Source organism: Acidovorax sp. NO-1 (assembly GCF_000238595.1).
GTDB lineage: Bacteria > Pseudomonadota > Gammaproteobacteria > Burkholderiales > Burkholderiaceae_C > Acidovorax.
Map to the genome: position 1 here is coordinate 181,201 of NZ_AGTS01000075.1, position 19,306 is coordinate 200,506.

Annotated in this window: 16 protein-coding genes and 1 pseudogene; 13 read left to right on the forward strand and 4 right to left on the reverse strand. The window is 63.1% G+C overall.

Annotated elements, in window-relative coordinates; all coding sequences use genetic code 11:
* Positions 1-65: 65 nt before the first annotated feature.
* Positions 66-479: a YkgJ family cysteine cluster protein gene (locus tag KYG_RS09665; RefSeq protein ID WP_008904703.1), complete on the reverse strand. Its 414-nt coding sequence runs from the start codon at positions 477-479 to the stop codon at positions 66-68.
* A gap of 115 nt (positions 480-594) precedes the next feature.
* On the opposite strand from KYG_RS09665, the gene hsdR reads away from it, so the two are divergent.
* The 6 genes from hsdR (at position 595) to KYG_RS09695 (ending at position 7,787) form a co-directional block, all read left to right on the forward strand.
* Entirely contained in the window at positions 595-3,063 is a 2,469-nt protein-coding gene (hsdR, locus tag KYG_RS09670; protein WP_008904704.1) for an EcoAI/FtnUII family type I restriction enzme subunit R, read from the forward strand.
* Between the two features lie 99 nt (positions 3,064-3,162).
* Positions 3,163-4,641, forward strand: coding sequence for a class I SAM-dependent DNA methyltransferase (locus KYG_RS09675; RefSeq protein ID WP_008904705.1), 1,479 nt, complete (start codon positions 3,163-3,165; stop codon positions 4,639-4,641).
* An 11-nt stretch (positions 4,642-4,652) separates the two neighbouring features.
* Positions 4,653-6,332 carry a restriction endonuclease subunit S gene (locus tag KYG_RS09680; RefSeq protein ID WP_008904706.1) on the forward strand — a complete coding sequence of 560 codons (1,680 nt, stop codon included), beginning with the start codon at positions 4,653-4,655 and terminating at the stop codon, positions 6,330-6,332.
* Between the two features lie 12 nt (positions 6,333-6,344).
* Positions 6,345-6,776, forward strand: coding sequence for a hypothetical protein (locus tag KYG_RS23275; protein WP_139019349.1), 432 nt, complete (start codon positions 6,345-6,347; stop codon positions 6,774-6,776).
* 13 nt (positions 6,777-6,789) lie between these two features.
* Positions 6,790-7,368 (forward strand): type II toxin-antitoxin system MqsA family antitoxin, encoded by a 579-nt coding sequence (locus KYG_RS09690; RefSeq protein WP_008904708.1) that lies wholly within the window; start codon positions 6,790-6,792, stop codon positions 7,366-7,368.
* Positions 7,356-7,787, forward strand: a complete 432-nt coding sequence (locus tag KYG_RS09695; protein ID WP_008904709.1) for a hypothetical protein — start codon at positions 7,356-7,358, stop codon at positions 7,785-7,787. Before KYG_RS09690 ends, KYG_RS09695 begins: the two co-directional genes overlap by 13 nt.
* A 152-nt stretch (positions 7,788-7,939) precedes the next feature.
* Here KYG_RS09695 and gyrB read toward each other — a convergent pair whose 3' ends face one another.
* From gyrB to dnaA, 3 genes are all read right to left on the reverse strand, one after another.
* Entirely contained in the window at positions 7,940-10,558 is a 2,619-nt protein-coding gene (gene gyrB, locus KYG_RS09700; protein ID WP_008904710.1) for a DNA topoisomerase (ATP-hydrolyzing) subunit B, read from the reverse strand.
* A gap of 144 nt (positions 10,559-10,702) precedes the next feature.
* Entirely contained in the window at positions 10,703-11,821 is a 1,119-nt protein-coding gene (dnaN, locus tag KYG_RS09705; RefSeq protein WP_008904711.1) for a DNA polymerase III subunit beta, read from the reverse strand.
* A gap of 130 nt (positions 11,822-11,951) precedes the next feature.
* The gene (gene dnaA / locus KYG_RS09710) at positions 11,952-13,376 is read right to left on the reverse strand and encodes a chromosomal replication initiator protein DnaA (protein ID WP_008904712.1); all 1,425 of its coding nucleotides are present in this window, start codon (positions 13,374-13,376) and stop codon (positions 11,952-11,954) included.
* Between the two features lie 384 nt (positions 13,377-13,760).
* On the opposite strand from dnaA, the gene rpmH reads away from it, so the two are divergent.
* From rpmH to KYG_RS09745, 7 genes and pseudogenes are all read left to right on the forward strand, one after another.
* The gene (rpmH, locus tag KYG_RS09715; RefSeq protein WP_005798102.1) at positions 13,761-13,895 is read left to right on the forward strand and encodes a 50S ribosomal protein L34; all 135 of its coding nucleotides are present in this window, start codon (positions 13,761-13,763) and stop codon (positions 13,893-13,895) included.
* Between the two features lie 73 nt (positions 13,896-13,968).
* The gene (locus tag KYG_RS09720) at positions 13,969-14,481 is read left to right on the forward strand and encodes a ribonuclease P protein component (RefSeq protein WP_008904713.1); all 513 of its coding nucleotides are present in this window, start codon (positions 13,969-13,971) and stop codon (positions 14,479-14,481) included.
* A gap of 2 nt (positions 14,482-14,483) precedes the next feature.
* Complete coding sequence (gene yidD / locus KYG_RS09725) at positions 14,484-14,780, forward strand: membrane protein insertion efficiency factor YidD (protein ID WP_034693951.1); 297 nt, start codon at positions 14,484-14,486, stop codon at positions 14,778-14,780.
* Positions 14,777-16,486 carry a membrane protein insertase YidC gene (gene yidC / locus KYG_RS09730; protein WP_008904715.1) on the forward strand — a complete coding sequence of 570 codons (1,710 nt, stop codon included), beginning with the start codon at positions 14,777-14,779 and terminating at the stop codon, positions 16,484-16,486. Before yidD ends, yidC begins: the two co-directional genes overlap by 4 nt.
* A 147-nt stretch (positions 16,487-16,633) precedes the next feature.
* Positions 16,634-18,058: a tRNA uridine-5-carboxymethylaminomethyl(34) synthesis GTPase MnmE gene (gene mnmE, locus KYG_RS09735; RefSeq protein ID WP_008904716.1), complete on the forward strand. Its 1,425-nt coding sequence runs from the start codon at positions 16,634-16,636 to the stop codon at positions 18,056-18,058.
* A gap of 122 nt (positions 18,059-18,180) precedes the next feature.
* Positions 18,181-18,672: a Crp/Fnr family transcriptional regulator gene (locus tag KYG_RS09740; protein ID WP_008904717.1), complete on the forward strand. Its 492-nt coding sequence runs from the start codon at positions 18,181-18,183 to the stop codon at positions 18,670-18,672.
* Positions 18,673-18,782: 110 nt separating this feature from the next.
* Positions 18,783-19,306: pseudogene (locus tag KYG_RS09745) on the forward strand (hypothetical protein); the annotation flags it as partial.

A 19,306-nucleotide genomic window follows, 5' to 3' on the forward strand; every position in this document is an offset into this window, starting at 1 on the left:
GCCACTGTAGCAGCGGACCCTTGTGCCTCCATACCAATGCCGGGCGCTGGCTGCGCCGCAGGGCCTCAGCCGCGGCGTTGCAGATCCCGCGCGCCGTAGGCGCAGTAGCCCGGCTTGGGGCTTTTCTTCTGCGGGTGCAGGCGGCAGGTTTCGGGCCGCTTGTCATACACCGTGCACAGCCGCGTCTTGGGGTCGAGAAAGTTGCAGTCCCCACTGGCCCGCCGCGCCATCGTGAAGACCGCGTTCTTGTGGTTGAAATGGTCGATCAGCCGCGCCTTCTGCAGCCGCTTGGCGATGTGGCGGATTTCTTCATGCTCGGCCTCGAACGGGTGCACCAGTTCCAGCCGCACCAGGTCCGAGAGCTGCACCTCCAGCGGCATCGTGCAGCAGTTGGCCGCGCAGGTGTCGCACAGGCCTGCACGGTAGCGGGTCCAGGTGTCCAGGCGGTCTACGTCAACGATGGCGATGGGGGAGCGCATGGGGTGGGATTGTGCCTGCGTGCAATACAGGGCGCTGCACTTGGTAACACTTGGGCCATACTCGCAAGGCAGCCAACACCCCGCTGTCCACCCCTCCCACCACAAGGTCCGACGAGTGAGCGCATCGCCCAAAAGCCATCTCAGCGAAACCGACATCTGCGACCGTTTCATCACGCCCGCACTGGTGCAAGCGGGCTGGACGCGCGAACAGCACATCCTGCGCGAATACACCCTGCGCCCCGGCCGCGTGGTGGTGCGCGGCCAAGCATCGCACCGCGACAAGGCCTCCATGCTGCGGGCCGACTACGTGCTGTTCCACAAGCCCAACGTGCCGCTGGCGGTGGTGGAAGCCAAAGACGCCAAGCACTCCGTCGGCGCGGGCATGCCCCAGGCCATTCAATATGCTGAGCTATTGGGCGTGCCCTTCAGCTTTGCCAGCAATGGCGATGGCTTTGTGTTTCGCGATGCTACGTTGTCCGATGGCGTGCTGGAGCGCGACATGACGCTGCACCAATTTCCCACCCCCGCCGAGCTGTGGGCCAAGTACTGCGCTTGGAAGGGCTGGACGCCTGCAGTCGAGCACATTGCGGCCACCGACTACGCCCCCAGCAAAACCCCGCGTTACTACCAGCTCGGTGCCATCAACCGCACGGTCGAGGCCATTGCCGCAGGCCAAAACCGCGTGCTGCTCGTCATGGCCACAGGCACGGGCAAAACCTACACCGCGTTCCAGATCATCTGGCGGCTGTGGAAAAGCGGGGCCAAGAAGCGCATCTTGTTTTTGGCCGACCGCAATATCCTCATCGACCAGACCATGGTCAATGACTTCCGCCCCTTCAAGGGCGCGATGGCCAAGCTCAGCCCCCACGCCAAGGGCGTGGAGCGGGTGGACGCCCAAGGCCAAGTCACCGTGGAAGACGTGGACCTGGCCGTGAACAAGACCACCAAGGTGGTGGACAAAAGCTACGAGATCTATCTCTCGCTCTACCAGGCCGTCACCGGCACGCAAGAAGAGCGCAACATCTACAAGCAGTTCAGCCCCGACTTTTTCGACCTCATCGTGGTGGACGAATGCCACCGGGGCAGCGCGGCCGAAGACTCCGCCTGGCGCGACATCCTCACCTACTTTGCCAGCGCAACGCAGATCGGCCTCACGGCCACGCCCAAGGAAACGGAAGATGTTTCCAACATCGACTACTTTGGCGAGCCGCTCTACACCTACAGCTTGAAGCAAGGCATTGAAGACGGCTACCTCGCGCCCTACAAAGTGGTGCGCGTGGATTTGGACAAAGACACCTTCGGCTGGCGCCCCACCGAGGGCCAGCGCGACAAGTTCGGCCACCTCATCGAAGACCGCATTTACACCGGCGCCGACATGAACCGCAAGCTCGTCATGGAGCAGCGCGACGCCGTCGTGGCCGCCAAGGTCACCGAATACCTCAAGGCCACCGACCGCTACGCCAAGACCATCGTCTTTTGCGAAGACATCGAGCACGCCGAGCGCATGCGCAAGGCACTCAGCAACGCCAATGCCGACCTGTGCGCAACCCAGCCAAAGTACGTTGTGCAGATCACCGGCGACAACACCGAAGGCAAGCGCGAGCTGGACAACTTCATCGACCCCGAGAAGCCCTACCCCGTCATCGCCGTCACCTCCAAGCTCATGAGCACGGGCGTGGATGCCCAAACCTGCAAGCTCATCGTGCTGGACCAGACCATCAAGTCCATGACGCTGTTCAAGCAGATCATTGGCCGGGGCACCCGCCTGCGCGAAGACTTGGGCAAAAGCTGGTTCACCATTCTCGACTTCAAACGCGCCACCGAACTCTTTGCCGACAAAGACTTCGACGGCGAACCCGTGCAGGTGTACGAACCCCAGCCCGGCGAGCCCATGGCCCCGCCCCCGCCGGTGGACTTACCCCCCACCTCCCAGCCCGGTGGTGCGGGCCCTGACGCCTGGCCGCCCACCACCGCAGGCCCTGGCGAGGGCGGCGCAGGCACCGACGGACCCCGCAAATACACCCTGGGCAACAACGTCACCGTGGCCGTGGCGCGCGAGCGGGTGCAGTACCTCAATGCAGACGGCAAGCTCATCACCGAAAGCCTGCGCGACTACACCCGCATCAACCTGCTCAAAAAGTACGACTCGCTCGACCAGTTTCTGCAAACCTGGCAGCAGGCCGACCGCAAGGCCGCCTTGCTGGCCGAACTGGAGTCCGAAGGGGTTCTGCTGGACGCCCTGGCCGCAGAGGTCGGCAAAGACCTCGACCCGTTCGACCTGCTGCTGCACGTCGCCTACGACCAGCCCCCGCTCACCCGCCGCGAGCGCGCCCAGCGCGTCAAAAAGCGCAACGTCTTCACCCAATACGGCCCCGTGGCCCGCAAGGTGCTCGATGCCCTGCTCGACAAATACGCCGACGAAGGCATCGCCACCATCGAGAGCAACGAAGTCTTCAAACTCCAGCCTTTCACCGACCTGGGCAGCCCCGTAGAGCTGGTGCGCAGCTTTGGCGGCCGCCCGCAATATCTGAGCGCACTGCAGGCGCTGGAGCAAGCGCTGTACGCTACGCACCCGGCCCACTAGCTGTGTGCCGTTGTGTACTGCCAGATACTCCTGTTTTGATAGCTGCTAGCGCTTACCTATCAGGCGCAAGGGCCTGTTTTTGTTCTGAATTTCCACCCCATGTCTAACCTCACCCCCGTCATCAAATCCATCCAAGACATCATGCGCCAGGACTCCGGCGTGGATGGCGACGCCCAGCGCATCAGCCAGCTCACCTGGCTGCTGTTCCTCAAGGTGTTTGACGCGCTGGAAGAGGAACTCGAACTCACCCGCGACGACTACCAAAGCCCCATTGCCGAGCACCTGCGCTGGCGCCATTGGGCGGCCGATGCCGAGGGCATGACCGGCGACGCCTTGCTCGACTTTGTGGACAAGCAACTCTTCCCCGCCCTCAAGGGCCTGAGCGCAGACCCGCAGCGCAACCCGCGCGGCTACGTGGTGCGCGGCGTGTTTGAAGACGCCTACAACTACATGAAAAGCGGCCACCTGCTGCGCCAGGTGGTCAACAAACTCAACGCCATCGACTTCAACCGCCAGGCTGAGCGCCACCAGTTCAACGACCTGTACGAAAAAATCCTGCGCGACCTGCAAAGCGCAGGCAACGCGGGCGAGTTCTACACCCCCCGCGCCGTCACCCAGTTCATGGTGGACATGACCAACCCCCAGCTGGGCGAAAGCGTCATGGACCCGGCCACCGGCACCGGCGGCTTCCTCGTCTGCGCCATCGAGCACCTGCGCAAACAAGTGCACAACGCAGAGCAAGAAGCCGTGCTGCAAAACAGCATTCGCGGCGTGGAGAAGAAGCAGCTGCCGCACATGCTGTGCGTCACCAACCTGCTGCTGCACGGCATCGAAGTGCCCAGCCAGATCGTGCACGACAACACCCTGGCCCGCCCGCTGCGCGACTACACGGCGGCAGACCGCGTCAACGTCATCCTCACCAACCCACCCTTTGGTGGCATTGAAGAGCCGGGCATTGAAGCGGGCTTTCCGGCCGACGTGCGCACCAAGGAAACCGCCGACCTCTTCCTCGTGCTCATCCAGCACCTGCTCAAACCCGGCGGCCGCGCCGCCGTGGTGCTGCCCGATGGCTTTTTGTTTGGCGAAGGCGCCAAGGCCCGCATCAAAGAACAACTGCTGCAGCACTGCAACCTGCACACCATCGTGCGCCTGCCCAACGGCGTGTTTGCGCCCTACACCGGCATCAAGACCAACCTGCTGTTCTTCACCAAAGGCCAGCCCACGCAGCACATCTGGTACTACGAACACCCCTACCCACCGGGCGTGAAGAACTACAACAAGACCAAGCCCATCCGCATCGACGAGTTCGATGCCGAGAAAGCCTGGTGGGGCACTGAGGCCGATGGATTTGCCGCCCGCGTGGAAAACGAACGGGCCTGGAAGGTTGGCATCGACCAGATCAAGGCCGCTGGCTACAACCTGGACCAAAAGAACCCCCACATCGGCGAGCAGCAAAGCCACGACCCCGACGAGCTGCTGGCCGACTACGCCCGCCTGCAGGCCGAAGCCCAGGCCCTGCGTGAGGAGTTGAAGGGCATCCTCGCCCAGTCACTGGCAAAAACAGCCGCTAGCGCTTGAGGAATAAGCGCATGCTGCTATCAAATATGGAGCTAATCGCCACCGCCCCCGGTGGCGTCGCCAAGCTGCGCGAACTCATCCTTACCCTGGCCGTGCAAGGCAAACTGGTGCCGCAAGACCCGGCCGATGAACCGGCGAGCGTGCTGCTGCAGAAGATTCGGGCGGAGAAGGATCGGCTGATCGCCGAGGGCAAGATCAAGCGGGACAAGGCGCTGGCGGAGATTGGGGAAGAGGAAATGCCGTTTGAGTTGCCAGCTGGGTGGGAGTGGGTGCGCATACCCGAGGTGACTCATAACTTAGGGCAAGGGGAGCCAACGGGGGCATTTAGCTATATCGACGTTGCCTCGGTTGATAACCTAAAGGGGTGCGTCGCTTCCGCGATTCAGGTTCTGGAAGCAGCCGATGCGCCTTCGCGTGCGAGAAAGAATGTTGCGCTAGGAACGGTGATTTATTCCACGATACGTCCGTACTTGAAGAACATCGCAGTAATTGAGCGAGATTACTCACCAAGAGCCATTGCGAGCACAGCGTTTGCGGTTATGCATCCGCACTCTGGTGTTGTTCCCCAGTACTTGCTGCATTACTTGCGCAGTCAACCGTTCACGGACTACGTGAATAGCAAAGCTGTTGGCATTGCCTACCCTGCAATTAATGACGCCAATTTTTTCCAGGGTCTTATCGCTTTGCCTCCAGAGGCCGAACAATCCCGCATCGTCGCCCGTGTCGAAGCCCTCATGCGCCTGTGCGATGCGCTGGAGGCCAAGGGCCAGCTGGAGGCCGCGCAACACGCCCAACTGGTCAGCACCCTGCTGGGCACGCTCACCGCCAGCACCACGCCCGAAGAGCTGGCCGACAACTGGCAGCGCGTGGCCCAGCACTTCGACCTGCTGCTGGACCGCCCCGAAGCCATCGATGCCCTGGAGCAAACCCTGCTGCAACTGGCCGTGCGCGGCCTGCTCGCGCCCCAAGACCCCACCGACGAACCCGCCAGCGCCCTGCTGCAAAAAATCCGCGCCGAAAAAGACCGCCTTATCGCCACCGGCCAGATCAAACTCGACAAACCCCTGCCGCCCATCACTGACGAGGAAAAACCGTTTGCGTTGCCGGTGGGGTGGGAGTGGGTGCGCTTGGATGCCGTATTCCGAGTAATTACTGATGGCGATCATTTACCCCCACCCGTTGCAGCCGAAGGGATCGCATTTCTCACGATTGGAAATATCAGTGCTGGCAGGCTTAACTTCGCTGGTTGTAGGTTGGTGCCGAAAGACTACTTTGATGCGCTTGCTGAGTACCGGCGGCCACAAGAAGGCGACATTCTCTATACCGTGGTAGGCGCGAGCTATGGCCGTGCGGTCGTTGTGGACTCCGATAGGGCTTTTTGCGTGCAGCGGCATATCGGAATTTTGAAACCCTCGATCCACATGAGTCTGCAATACCTCAGCTATCTCTTGTCTTCGCAGCTCATTTATACGCAAGCTACCCGAAGCTTGACGGGTACCGCGCAACCTACAGTGGGAATTCGGCCGTTGCGAAACTTTCTTGCTCCGCTGCCGCCCCTCGCCGAGCAATCCCGCATCGACACCCGCGTCACCGCCCTGCGCCGCCTGTGCGCCGACCTGCGCCAGCGCCTGGCCGAACGCCAGTCCGTGCAGGCCCGCCTGGCCGAGGCGCTGGTGGCGTCTGTGGCGTAATCCCCCACCGCCTTGTCTAAAATTACCACCATGGTAAAAATTATGGTCCTTTCGGAGTACAGTCGGGATCCTCCGGAAAATGGGCAGGGGCGCGTCAAGATTGCCAATGGCCCGCTGTATGGGTTGGAACGGGTACATATCCTGGCCCGAGACGAGAGCCGACTGAAGGCCTGGACGGACAAGTGCCGCAAGGATGTGCGCAAGTGGTTTGACGATGACTTGGAGCGCGTGGGCGATTTGATCCTGTCGCTGAAACCGGGGGATTACATCGACTCGGAATGGTGTGAAAACGGCAAAGGTGCCTGGGCGGCCTGTGATGCTTACAGCGTCAACGTGCTGGAGACCGCTCCAGCCACCGGGCGAACTGTTCGGATGGAATATTTTGTGAAGTTTGCAGTGAGCAAGACCGGGGCCCTGGTGCTGATCGTGTCTTGCCACGCTTGAAAGGAGTGCCCCAATGAGCGCACAACAAGAGCTTTGCCCGATCTGCGGTGAAGGCCATGTCACCGCATCGGTGCAGATGGTGGAGTACGAATACAAGGGCCACAAGGCAGAGCTGCCCTCGCACTACCAGCAATGCGACACCTGTACCTCTGACTTTGCAGGCATGGCCGAAAGCAAGCTGAACAAGCGCATCGTGATGGCGTTCCGCAAGCAGGTGGATGGCTTGCTGACGGGTGATGAAATCACTGCACTGCGCAAGCAATACCAACTGACCCAGGCGCAAGCTGCCAAGCTGTTTGGTGGTGGGCCGGTGGCATTCAGCAAGTACGAAAACGACGATGTGGCCCAGTCGGAGGCCATGGACACGCTGCTGCGCCTGGTACGCCGCAGCCCAGCGGCTTTTTGTGCGCTGGTGGAAGAAAAGGGCTTGCAGGCAGAGATTGCGAAGCCCCAGGCGCCGCTGCGCTCCATGAGCAAAGTGGTGTCCATCACTGCGGTGCGCTCCGAAGTAGGCAGCCCCGACCCAAGCTACAACCCCCGCGAGTTCCGCCGCCATTCATTCAGCCATGGAGCCGTGCTATGCCTGCAGTAAACACACCGCGCCCCACGCTGCGCAGCTTCCGTGTGCTGGGGCTGAGCGGCAAAAACAAGGGTGACGCAGCCGGGGCAAAGATGCGCTTGACGGTGCAGCAAGAGATCGAGGTCGGTTTGGCAGTACCCAATACGCCGGAGGCACCGCTGATGGTGGGGGTGGTGATCAAGCTGGACGCCACTGCTACCAATGAGGCAGATGCAAGCGACATCGCGACCTGCGCTGCCGAGTACGAAGCCCGATTCATCTATGCACCGGGCTTGGAAGAGACGGCGGCCAATGCCTTGCTGGATGACCGTGACTACCAATATGCCCTGGTCGCCCAGGCCTTCCCTTTGGCGATGACCCATTTCCGCCGCGAGCTGCAGTCCATGGGGCTGGATGCGCGGGAGCTGCCGCTGGGGTTGCCCTACAACTGAGAGCTTTTATGGCGGACACCAAGCCGAACGAGGCGGGTGTTGAGTTGGTTTTGTTATCTATGCCCGAAGATAACAACAACGTTGGAAGTTAAAAATTCAGTAAAAACAACGACTTGGATAAGTCGTTGTTTTCCTTGGGGCGAATAAACGCCTCAAACGTCAATATTCCCCGCCCGCAGCGCATTCGTCTCAATGAAATCCCGCCGCGGCTCCACCTCATCCCCCATCAGCATCGTGAACACGCGGTCCGCCTCGATCGCGTCGTCGATCTGCACGCGCAGCAGGCGGCGCACGTTGGGGTCCATCGTGGTTTCCCACAGCTGCTCGGGGTTCATTTCGCCCAGGCCCTTGTAGCGCTGGCGGCTGGTGGTGCGTTCGGCTTCGCTGATGAGCCATTTCATGGCCTGGCGGAAGTCGCTGACCTTTTCTTCCTTCTGCTTGTCGCCTTCGCCGCGCATCGCTTTGGCGCCTTCGGCCAGCAGGCCTCGGAAGGTTTCTGCGGCCTCGGCCAGGGCGGCGTAGTCGGCGCCGTGTACAAAATCTTGCGTGATGACGCTGCTCTTGATGTTGCCGTGGTGGCGGCGGCTGATGCGCAGCAGGGGCTTGTCGGTGCGGGCGTCGAACTCGCCAGCCACTTCGGCGGGGGCGCCGGTGGTGTTCAGTTCGCGCAGCTTGGCCTGCAGGGCCACGGCGCTGGCTTCAGCGTCGGCCACGGTGTCGAGCTTGAGGCTCACGCCGTCGGCAATGGCGCGCAGCGCTTCGGCGTCCATGAAGTTGCCCAGGCGGGCGATCACGCTTTCTGCGATCTGGTGCTTGCGGGCCAGTTCGGCCAGGGTGTCGCCGGTCAGCGTTTGCGGGTTGGCGCCGCCGGTGGTCACGCTGGCGTGGTTGAGCGCAATGCGCAGCAGGAAGCCGTCGAGTGCAGGCGCGTCCTTCAGGTACAGCTCTTCCTTGCCGGCCTTCACCTTGTACAGCGGTGGCTGGGCGATGTAGATGTGGCCGCGTTCGACCAGCTCGGGCATCTGGCGGTAGAAGAAGGTGAGCAGCAGGGTGCGGATGTGGGCGCCGTCCACGTCGGCGTCGGTCATGATGATGATGCGGTGGTAGCGCAGCTTGGCCACGTCAAAGTCGTCGCCCCCGGTGGTGCCACCCGCCTTGCCGATGCCGGTGCCCAGGGCCGTGATCAGCGTGAGGATTTCGTTGCTGGTGAGCAGCTTTTCGTAGCGGGCTTTTTCCACGTTCAGGATCTTGCCGCGCAGGGGCAGGATGGCCTGGAACTTGCGGTCGCGGCCCTGCTTGGCGGAGCCACCGGCGGAGTCGCCCTCGACGATGTAGATCTCGCACAGGGCGGGGTCTTTTTCCTGGCAGTCGGCCAGCTTGCCGGGCAGGCCCATGCCGTCGAGCACGCCCTTGCGGCGGGTCATTTCGCGGGCCTTGCGGGCGGCCTCGCGGGCACGGGCGGCTTCCACGATCTTGCCGCAGATGATCTTGGCATCGGCCGGGCGCTCTTGCAGGTAGTCGGTGAGCAGCTTGCCCACGATGTCTTCGACCGGCGCGCGCACTTCGCTCGACACCAGCTTGTCCTTGGTCTGGCTGCTGAACTTGGGCTCGGGCACCTTCACGCTCAGCACGCAGCACAGGCCTTCGCGCATGTCGTCGCCGGTCACTTCGACCTTGGCCTTCTTGGCGAACTCGTTTTCTTCGATGTACTTGTTGATGACGCGGGTCATCGCGGCGCGCAGGCCGGTGAGGTGGGTGCCGCCGTCACGCTGGGGGATGTTGTTGGTGAAGCAGAGCACCTGCTCGCTGTACGCGCTGTTCCACTGCATGGCCACTTCCACGCCAATGTGCGTGCCGGGGATGCCGCCATACGTCTCAGCCGGGCGCTCGCCTGCGGCGTAGAACGATGTGGGGTGCAACACCGTTTTGCCCTTGTTGATGAACTCCACAAAGCCGCGCACACCGCCAGCGCCCGAGAAGTCGTCTTCCTTGCCGCTGCGCTCGTCCTTCAGGCGAATGCGCACGCCGTTGTTCAAAAACGAGAGTTCGCGCAGGCGCTTGGCCAGGATCTCGTAGTGGAAGTCGTTGTTCTCTTTGAAGATCTCGGTGTCGGGCAAAAAGTGCACTTCGGTGCCGCGCTTGTCGGTGTCGCCCAGCACCTGCATGGGCGAGACTTCGACGCCGTTCACCGTTTCAACGATGCGGTTCTGCACGAAGCCCTTGCTGAACTCCAGCACATGCACCTTGCCCTCGCGGCGCACGGTCAGTCGCAGCATCTTGCTGAGCGCGTTGACGCAGCTCACGCCCACGCCGTGCAGGCCGCCCGAAACCTTGTAGCTGTTCTGGTTGAACTTGCCGCCCGCGTGCAGTTCGGTCAGCGCAATCTCGGCGGCCGAGCGCTTGGGCTCGTGCTTGTCGTCCATCTTCACGCCGGTGGGAATGCCGCGGCCGTTGTCGGTGACGCTGATGGAGTTGTCGGTGTGGATGGTGACCACAATGTCGTCGCAATGCCCGGCCAGGGCCTCGTCGATGGAGTTGTCGACCACCTCGAACACCAGGTGGTGCAGGCCGGTGCCGTCGCTGGTATCGCCGATGTACATGCCGGGGCGCTTGCGCACGGCCTCCAGGCCTTCGAGGATGGTGATGGCGCCTTCGCCATAGCCTTCGCTCGCGCCGGCCTGGTTGGTGTCGATCTTGGTGAGGGTGGGCTCAACATGGCCGGAGACGCCGGAGGCTTCGGGCTCGGAAGGGATGTTGTTGTCAACGGTCATGGTGGGCCTTGGGATCCGTGGAAACCGGTGTTTCCGATGTGTCAATATGGGTCAAATTGGGCTTTAGCGCTTATCCAGTAAGCGCTAACAGCTATCAAAATTGTAGTAATCGTGACCAGGCTGTGCAGCAGGGCGGGGGCCGCCTCAGATGCGCATGGGCATCACGACGTACTTGAAGCTGTCGTTGTCGGGGATGGTCAGCAGCGCAGAGCTGTTGCCGTCCGACAGCTCCACCTTCACCATGTCCTGGCCCATGTTGGCCAGGGCGTCGATGAGGTAGGTCACGTTGAAGCCGATCTCGATGGTGTCGCCACCGTAGTCGATGTCGAGCTCGTCCACGGCCTCTTCCTGCTCGGCGTTGTTCGACGCCACGCGCAGGGTGCCGGGCTCCAGGTTCAGGCGCACGCCCTTGAACTTGTCGCTGGTCATGATGGCCGTGCGCTGCAGGCTGGCCAGCAGGGGGGCGCGGCCCAAGGTGATGCTGTTCTTGTGGTTCTTGGGGATCACGCGGTTGTAGTCGGGGAACTTGCCCTCGACCAGCTTGGTGACGAACTCCATGCCGCCAAAGGTGAACTTGGCCTGGTTGTTGGCAAACTGCATCTCGATGTGCGGCTGGTTCTCGCCGCCCGCATCAGACAACAGGCGCTGCAGCTCGATCACGGTCTTGCGCGGCAGTATGACTTCCTGCTTGGGCACTTCCACATCCAGCGTGGCGCTGGCAAAGGCCAGGCGGTGGCCGTCGGTGGCGACCAGGCTCAGGGTCTTGCCCTCGGCCACGAACAGAATGCCGTTGAGGTAATAGCGGATGTCCTGCACCGCCATCGCAAAGCTCACCTGGCCGAGCAGGTCCTTCAGCGTCTTTTGCGGTACGGCGAACACGGGGCCGAAGGCGGCGGACTCCTGCACCAGCGGGAAGTCTTCGGCCGGCAGGCTCTGCAGCGTGAAGCGGCTCTTGCCGCCCTTGAGCACCAGCTTGGATGCCTGCGATTCCAGGCTCACGGTCTGGTCGCCGGGCATGGTGCGCAGGATGTCGATCAGCTTGCGCGCGCCCACCGTGGTGGTGAAGTCGCCAGTGTCGCCGCCGAGTTCGGCCGTGGTGCGGATCTGGATTTCGAGGTCGCTGGTCGTCAGCTGCAGGGCGTTGCCCGTCTTGCGGATCAGCACGTTGGCCAGAATGGGCAGCGTGTGGCGGCGCTCCACGATGCCCGCCACGGACTGCAGAACCGCGAGAACCTTGTCTTGTGTTGCCTTCAGGACGATCATGTCTTCAACCTCTTGTGGTTTTTGGGACGGTGCGTGGACAGCGGCACGGGCCGTGCCTCCCCCTGCTGTATAACCCGCCATTTTGCCCGTTTACCGGGTGGGCTCTTTTCGGGGTCTCTCCCACCGGTTATCAGCCTTTCAGGGTCTGTTCCAGCACATGCAGCTGCTGGTTCAGCTCGGTCAGCTGCTGGCGCTCACCCGAAATCTTGCGCACGGCATGCAAAACGGTCGTATGGTCGCGCCCGCCAAACAATTCTCCGATCTCGGGAAGACTCTTTTGCGTCAGTTCCTTGGCCAGGTACATCGCAATCTGGCGCGGGCGGGCAATGCTGGCCGGGCGCTTCTTGCTGTACATGTCGGCGACCTTGATCTTGTAATAGTCGGCCACCGTCTTCTGGATGTTTTCCACAGAAATCTGCCGGTTCTGGATGGACAGCAGGTCGCGCAGCGCCTCACGGGCCAGTTGGATGGAGATTTCCTTCTGGTTGAAGCGCGAGTACGCGAGGATCTTGCGCAGCGCGCCCTCGAGCTCGCGCACGTTGGAGCGCACGTTCTTGGCCACGAAAAAAGCCACTTCTTCGGGCATCTCGGTGCCTTCGACGCGGGCCTTGTTGATCAGGATGGCCACGCGCATTTCCAGCTCGGGTGGCTCGATGGCCACCGTCAGGCCCGAGTCGAAGCGCGACACCAGCCGCTCGTGGATGTTGGCCAAGCCTTTCGGATACGTGTCCGACGTCATCACGATGTGCGACTTCTTGGCCAGCAGGGCCTCGAAGGCGTTGAAGAATTCTTCCTGCGTGCGGTCCTTGTTGGCAAAGAACTGCACATCGTCGATGAGCAGCAGGTCGAGCGAGTGGTAGCGCTCCTTGAACTCATCGAAGGTGCGGCGCTGATAGGCCTTAACCACATCCGACACGAACTGCTCGGCATGGATGTAGAGAACTTTGGCGTCGGGCTTGTCCTGCAGCAGGCGGTTACCCACCGCGTGCACCAGGTGGGTTTTGCCCAAGCCTACGCCGCCATAGATGAAAAGCGGGTTGTAAAGGTGGCCGGGCATGCCCGCCACATGCATGGCGGCCGAGCGCGCCATGCGATTGGCCGTGCCTTCCACCAGGGTCTCGAAGGTGAGGGCTGCGTTGAGGCGGTTGCGGAAAGCCCCGGCCGAGGCGTCATCGCCATTGCCGGAGGGTGAGTCCGACGGTGGCGCGGCGTTCGACGGCTCAGTCTGCGCGGGGCGCGCGTAAGTGCGCACAACGGATTCCCGCTGAGCAAGCGCTAACTCCAGCGTGACGGGCTGGCCATACAGGCCCTCCAGCAGTGCCGCTATCCGGCCCGCGTACTGCGCGCGGATCCAGTCGAGTTTGAAGCGGTTGCCCACGAGCACCGTGACCTTGGAGAAGTCTTCCGCCACCTGGGCGACCAGGGGCTTGATCCAGGTGTTGAATTGCTGCTCGGGCAGGTCTTGCGCCAGTTGCTCGACGCAGGCTTGCCACAGGCCCTGGCCGGCATCGGAGCCGGGTGACGACAGGGGGCTGCGGGAGGGTTCCTCGGTCATTTCAGAGTGGTTCTTGTTGTGGATAGGAGGAACGGGTCCGGGCGGCGGATTGTAGCTTGTCAGACAGTTATCCACAATTTTTAAAAGGCGCCAGATGTGGGTGCCGGGGCTTTGGAACCGGTGGCAACATCGCCATGCGACCTGCCCCTGGATCAGGGAAACGCAACCTGGAGATAGGCCCAGCGGCCAAAAGGCATTGCCAGCACTGAACAAGCCTGCGATAATTTCGGGTTTCCCTGAATGTGTTCAGGGTGATTTGACCCGGCGCGCCTACATTTGTGCCCCGCTGGTCTGCCGCCAAGGTGCCCTTGCAGGGTGTGTGGTGGTGCAGGCGGCAGGGGCTTCAAGCGCAGCGTCCGAAACTGAACCTCAAGGAATAGCATCATGAAACGCACTTACCAACCCTCCAAGACGCGCCGCGCACGTACCCACGGTTTTCTCGTTCGCATGAAGACCCGCGGCGGCCGTGCTGTGATCAACGCACGCCGCGCCAAGGGCCGCAAGCGCCTGGCCGTCTAAGGCCATTCCGGTCTACGGCCTGCTCCCCGATGGCTGCCGGTTTGTGCCGTCAGGTTCCCAACGGGGCGCTTGCATGCAAAGGCTGAAAACCCGTCCCCAGTTCCAGGCAGCCATGGCGGGCGGGACTGTATCCCGCACAGCGCATTTTGCGCTGCACCGTCTGGTGCTGGAAGCGGCTGGCGGCGCCATCGCTGTCAGCCCGGCCAATGCTGCTGCACCCACAGGGCCCGGTTCCTTGCCGACAACGCAAGGGCCGCAGGCCCTGTTTGCCGTGCAGGGCGTCTGGCTGGGTGCCATGGTGCCCAAGCGCTGGGCGCGCCGGGCGGTGACACGCAACACCATCAAGCGGCAGATCTACACCGTGGGTGCCACCTTCGAGGCCCAGTTGCCACGCGCCGCCCATGTGGTGCGCCTTCGCACCGCTTTTGACCGCAAACAGTTTGTCAGCGCAACATCGGACCAGCTCAAGCAGGCGGTGCGCGCAGAGCTGCTGCAGCTGTTTGCTCATGCGGTGCGGCGCCCGGGTGCTACCGCGGCGACGGCCGCACCTGCCGTGCAAGCCATGCATGTGATGGCGGCACCATGACGGTGATGCAGCGTCTGCTGATGGGCGTGGTCAAGGGCTACCGGCTGGTACTCAGCCCCTGGCTGGGGTCGTCGTGCCGGTTCGAGCCCACCTGCTCGGTCTATTCATTGCAGGCGCTGGAGCAGCATGGCGCTGCAGCCGGCAGTTATCTCACGGTGCGCAGGCTGGTACGCTGCCACCCCTGGTGCGATGGGGGGCATGACCCGGTCCCGCAAGAACTGCCGCGCGGCATGAGGCTTTTTTCGCGGCTGCAACAATCCTCCACCACCCAACCATCCTCACCAAAGAAGTCTTCATGAACGACATTCGCCGCACCATCCTGTGGGTGATTTTTGGCTTTTCCATGGTTCTGCTGTGGGACAAGTGGCAACTGCACAACGGCAAACAGGCCACGTTTTTCCCCACCACGCCGGCGGTCACCGCGCCAGCCGCTGCCACCGCGGCATCCGGCGCCACCGGTGCCGCCAGTGTCCCCGTCTCCAGTGCTCCGCTGGCGGCGGCCTCGCAGCAGGGTGCATCGGCCGTGCCTGGCCAGCCCGCCCCGGCAGCCGCACCGGCTGCGCGCGAACGGGTGGAAGTGAAAACCGACCTGTACCGCCTGACCTTTGACAGTGAAGGGGGCTCGCTCATCAAGGCCGAGTTGCTGCAGCACATCGACATGGCCGACAAGTCCCGCAACTTCCTGCTGCTGGACGAGAGCGCGCAACGTGTGTACGTGGCGCAGACCGGCCTGATTGGCGGCAGCTTCCCCACGCACAAGACCCTGATGACTGCCGTGCCCGGCCCGCGCGAGTTGCAGGATGGGCAAGACGCGATCACGGTGCGTTTCGAGTCTCCTGAACAGGGCGGGCTGAAGCTGGTCAAGACCTGGACCATCCAGCGTGGAGCGTATGACATCGCGGTCAAGCACGAAGTGGTCAACACCGGCAACGTGGCCGTGTCGCCCCAGCTCTACCTGCAACTGGTGCGTGACGGCAATCCCCCGCCCGGTGAGTCCTCCTTCTATTCCACCTTCACGGGCCCGGCGGTGTTCACCGACGCCAAGAAGTACCAGAAGGTTGATTTCAAGGACATCGAGAACGGCAAGGTCGACATCCCCCGCGATTCGCCCAATGGCTATGTGGCCATGGTGCAGCACTACTTTGCCACCGCATGGCTGCTGGCAGACGGCACCCAGCGTGAACTGTTCACCCGCAAGGTGGACACCAACCTGTACTCCGTGGGCATGCTCACCTCGCTGGGCAGCATTGAACCGGGCGCCAGCAAAGCCATCGACGCGCGCCTGTTCGCGGGCCCGCAGGTCGAGACGCAGATGGAAAAGCTCTACCCGGGCCTGGAGCTGGTCAAGGACTACGGCTGGCTCACCATCCTGTCCAAGCCGCTGTACTGGTTGCTGGACCAGCTGCACAAGCTGCTGGGCAACTGGGGCTGGTCCATCGTGGGCCTGGTGCTGCTGCTCAAGATTGCGTTCTACTGGCTCAATGCCAAGGCCTACGCCAGCATGGCCAAGATGAAGGCGGTCAATCCCAAGATCATGGAGATGCGCGAGCGCCTGAAGGACAAGCCGCAGCAGATGCAGCAGGAGATGATGCGTATCTACCGCGAGGAGAAGGTCAACCCCATGGGGGGCTGCTTCCCGATCATGATCCAGATCCCCGTGTTCATTGCGCTGTACTGGGTGCTGCTGTCCAGCGTCGAGATGCGCAACGCGCCCTGGATCGGCTGGATCCACGACCTCTCCACGCCCGACCCGTTCTTCATCCTGCCCCTGCTGATGACGCTGTCATCGCTGCTGCAGACCGCGTTGAACCCCGCGCCGCCAGACCCGATGCAGGCCAAGATGATGTGGTTCATGCCGCTGATCTTCAGCGTGATGTTCTTCTTCTTCCCGGCCGGCCTGGTGCTGTACTGGCTGACGAACAACATTTTGTCGATTGCACAGCAGTGGATCATCAACACCCGCATGGGCGTGCCACCCCAATTTAACTTGCCGAAATTTAAGTAACCCCCTGAGCGGCTGCGCCGCTTCCCCCTTTCTCTCGCGCTGCGCGCGGGAAGGGGGACGACACCAGCGCGGCGGGGCGGCCCTTGCGCGGTGTCTCGCGCTTGGGCCGCGCCAATTTTTGGCGCTCTATTCCCAAAATCGCCGCACATGCTTGCCCGCCACCAAGACCCCATCGTCGCCATTGCCACCGCCCCGGGGCGTGGGGCCGTCGGCATCGTTCGCGTGTCGGGCCGGGGGCTGGATGCGCTGGTGCAGGCGTTGTGTGGCCGCGCGCTCAAGCCCCGCGAAGCCACCTACCTGCCCTTTCGCGATGCCCAGGGCGAAGCCATTGACCAGGGGCTGGCGCTGTTTTTTCCGGGTCCGCACAGCTACACCGGCGAAGACGTGCTGGAGCTGCAGGCCCACGGCGGCCCCGTGGTGCTCCAGCTGCTGCTGGCGCGCTGTCTGGAGGCGGGGGCCGCTGCCGACACCGCTACCGGCCAGCCCCGCCTGCGGGGCTTGCGTGTCGCCCAGCCGGGGGAGTTCACGGAACGCGCCTTCCTCAACGACAAGATCGACCTGGCCCAGGCCGAGGCCATTGCCGACCTGATCGACGCCTCTACCTCCGCGGCCGCCCGCAGCGCCAGCCGATCACTCAGCGGCGCGTTCTCGGCCGAGATCCATGGCCTGCGCGACGCGCTCATCCACCTGCGCATGCTGGTCGAGGCCACGCTGGATTTTCCCGAAGAAGAAATCGACTTCCTGCGCAAGGCAGATGCGCGCGGACAGCTATCGAATTTGCAGCAAACCCTGGCGGCGGTGATGCAGCGCACGCGCCAGGGCGCGCTGCTGCGCGAGGGCATCAAGGTGGTCATCGCCGGGCAGCCCAACGCCGGCAAGAGCTCGCTGCTCAACGCACTCGCAGGAGCCGAGCTGGCCATCGTCACGCCGATTGCAGGCACCACGCGCGACAAGGTGCAGCAGACCATCCAGATCGAAGGCGTGCCGCTGCACATCATTGACACCGCCGGCCTGCGCGACAGCAGCGACGAGGTGGAGCGCATCGGCATTGCGCGCGCGTGGGACGAGATCGCGGGGGCGGATGCCGTGCTGTTCCTGCACGACCTGGAGCGCATGGATGCTCCTGAATACATAGCTGGTGACGCAGTCATAGCAAGCGCTATGGGCCAAAAAATGCCTCAGAACATCCCCGTGATTGATGTCTGGAACAAGCTCGACAAGGCGCCCGGTGCGACAGCCCCGGCAGTTGAAAGTACCCGGCCCGGCGTGCGCCTGTCCGCCCGCACGGGCGAGGGGCTGGACGCGCTGCGCCGCCTGCTGCTGGACGTGGCGGGCTGGCAGTCGGCGCCCGAAGGCCTGTACACAGCCCGTGCCCGGCATGTGCAGGCCTTGGAGGCCGTGGGCGTACACCTGCAAGAGGCGGCCGACCAGCTGCACGCACAGGGCCCCGCGCTCGACTTGCTGGCCGAAGAGCTGCGCCTGGCGCAGACTGCGTTGAACGCCATCACAGGCGAATTCACCTCCGACGACCTGCTGGGCGTGATCTTTTCCAGCTTCTGCATCGGCAAGTAGGCGGCACCGGCAGCGCGGTGCAGCCCCGGTCGCCGGGCGCCGCCGCCCGCTCGTCGCTAATGTTGTAAACGGACGTAAACAGCGCTTGTGCGCAATCTGTAACAAGGGTAGCTTCGCACACCATGAATGCCTCCACGCCTGTTGTTTCCAAGGTGGACCTGCAAGGTCTGATCGACGCCATCGCACAGGCCAGCGCCGATGACAGCATGACCAATCCGCTGACCCCGGCGCAGTGGGACATCCTGTCGTCCTACCTGCTGCCTGTGGTGCTGCCCGCAGGGCAAATCCTTTTCAGCCAGGGCGCGACCGACCGCACGCTGTACCTCGTCGAAAGCGGCAGCCTCAGCGTGCACTACCAGGATGAAAAGGAGCGTCTGCGGCTGGCCATCGTGGGGCCCGGGTCTGTAGTGGGGGAAGGCGCGTTCTTTTCGCACCGCACGCGCAGCGCCACGGTGCAGGCCAGCGCCCCCTGCAAACTCTGGAGCCTGCCGGCGATCCGTTTTACCGAACTCACCAACCGCCAGCCTGCCATCGCACTGGGCCTGGTGATGGCCGCCGGGGCGGTGCTGGCCAAACGGCTGGGCAACCGCCGCCGCCGCGTTGCGGCCACCTGACAGGCGACCCGCGCTGATTCGGCCTGCGGGCTTGTTCGGGGTTCGAACGGGTGTACGGCACGTTACACTCGATTCGGATTTTTCCGGCGCCGTCCCGTAGAAAGCAAGCCATGTCCCTGTTCAGTTGGTTCAGCCGCAAACCTGCCCCCCCCAAGCCCCGGCCGCTGGCCGAACCCTCGGGGCTGTTGAACGCCGATGCGACGGTGCCGCTTACGCCCGGCCGCCAGAGCAAGCCGCTGGTGGAGCCCCTGCCCCCCGAACACGCTGCCAACCGCAAGAACGAGCGCATGGAGCGGCGTGAGCTGCTGTACACCGTGGTGCGTGACGCCATGGTGCGTGCAGGGGTGCTGTCGGCCAGCTACAAGTTCAAGGTGCTCTCGCTGGACCAGCGCGGGCGCCAGTTTTTGGTGATGATGGATCTGGCGCGTGAATACGGCGGCGAAACCGTGCGTCTGTCCGAGATCGAGGCCCTGATTGCGCAAACCGCCAAGACCCGCTATGACATTCTGGTGACGGCCGTTTACTGGCGCATCAACGACCACGTGGCGGTGGGCATACCGCAAAAGGGCGTGGCACCCCAGGGCGCTGCCCTGCAGGCTGCGCCAGCGCTGCCCCGGCGCCCTGCCCCGGTGGC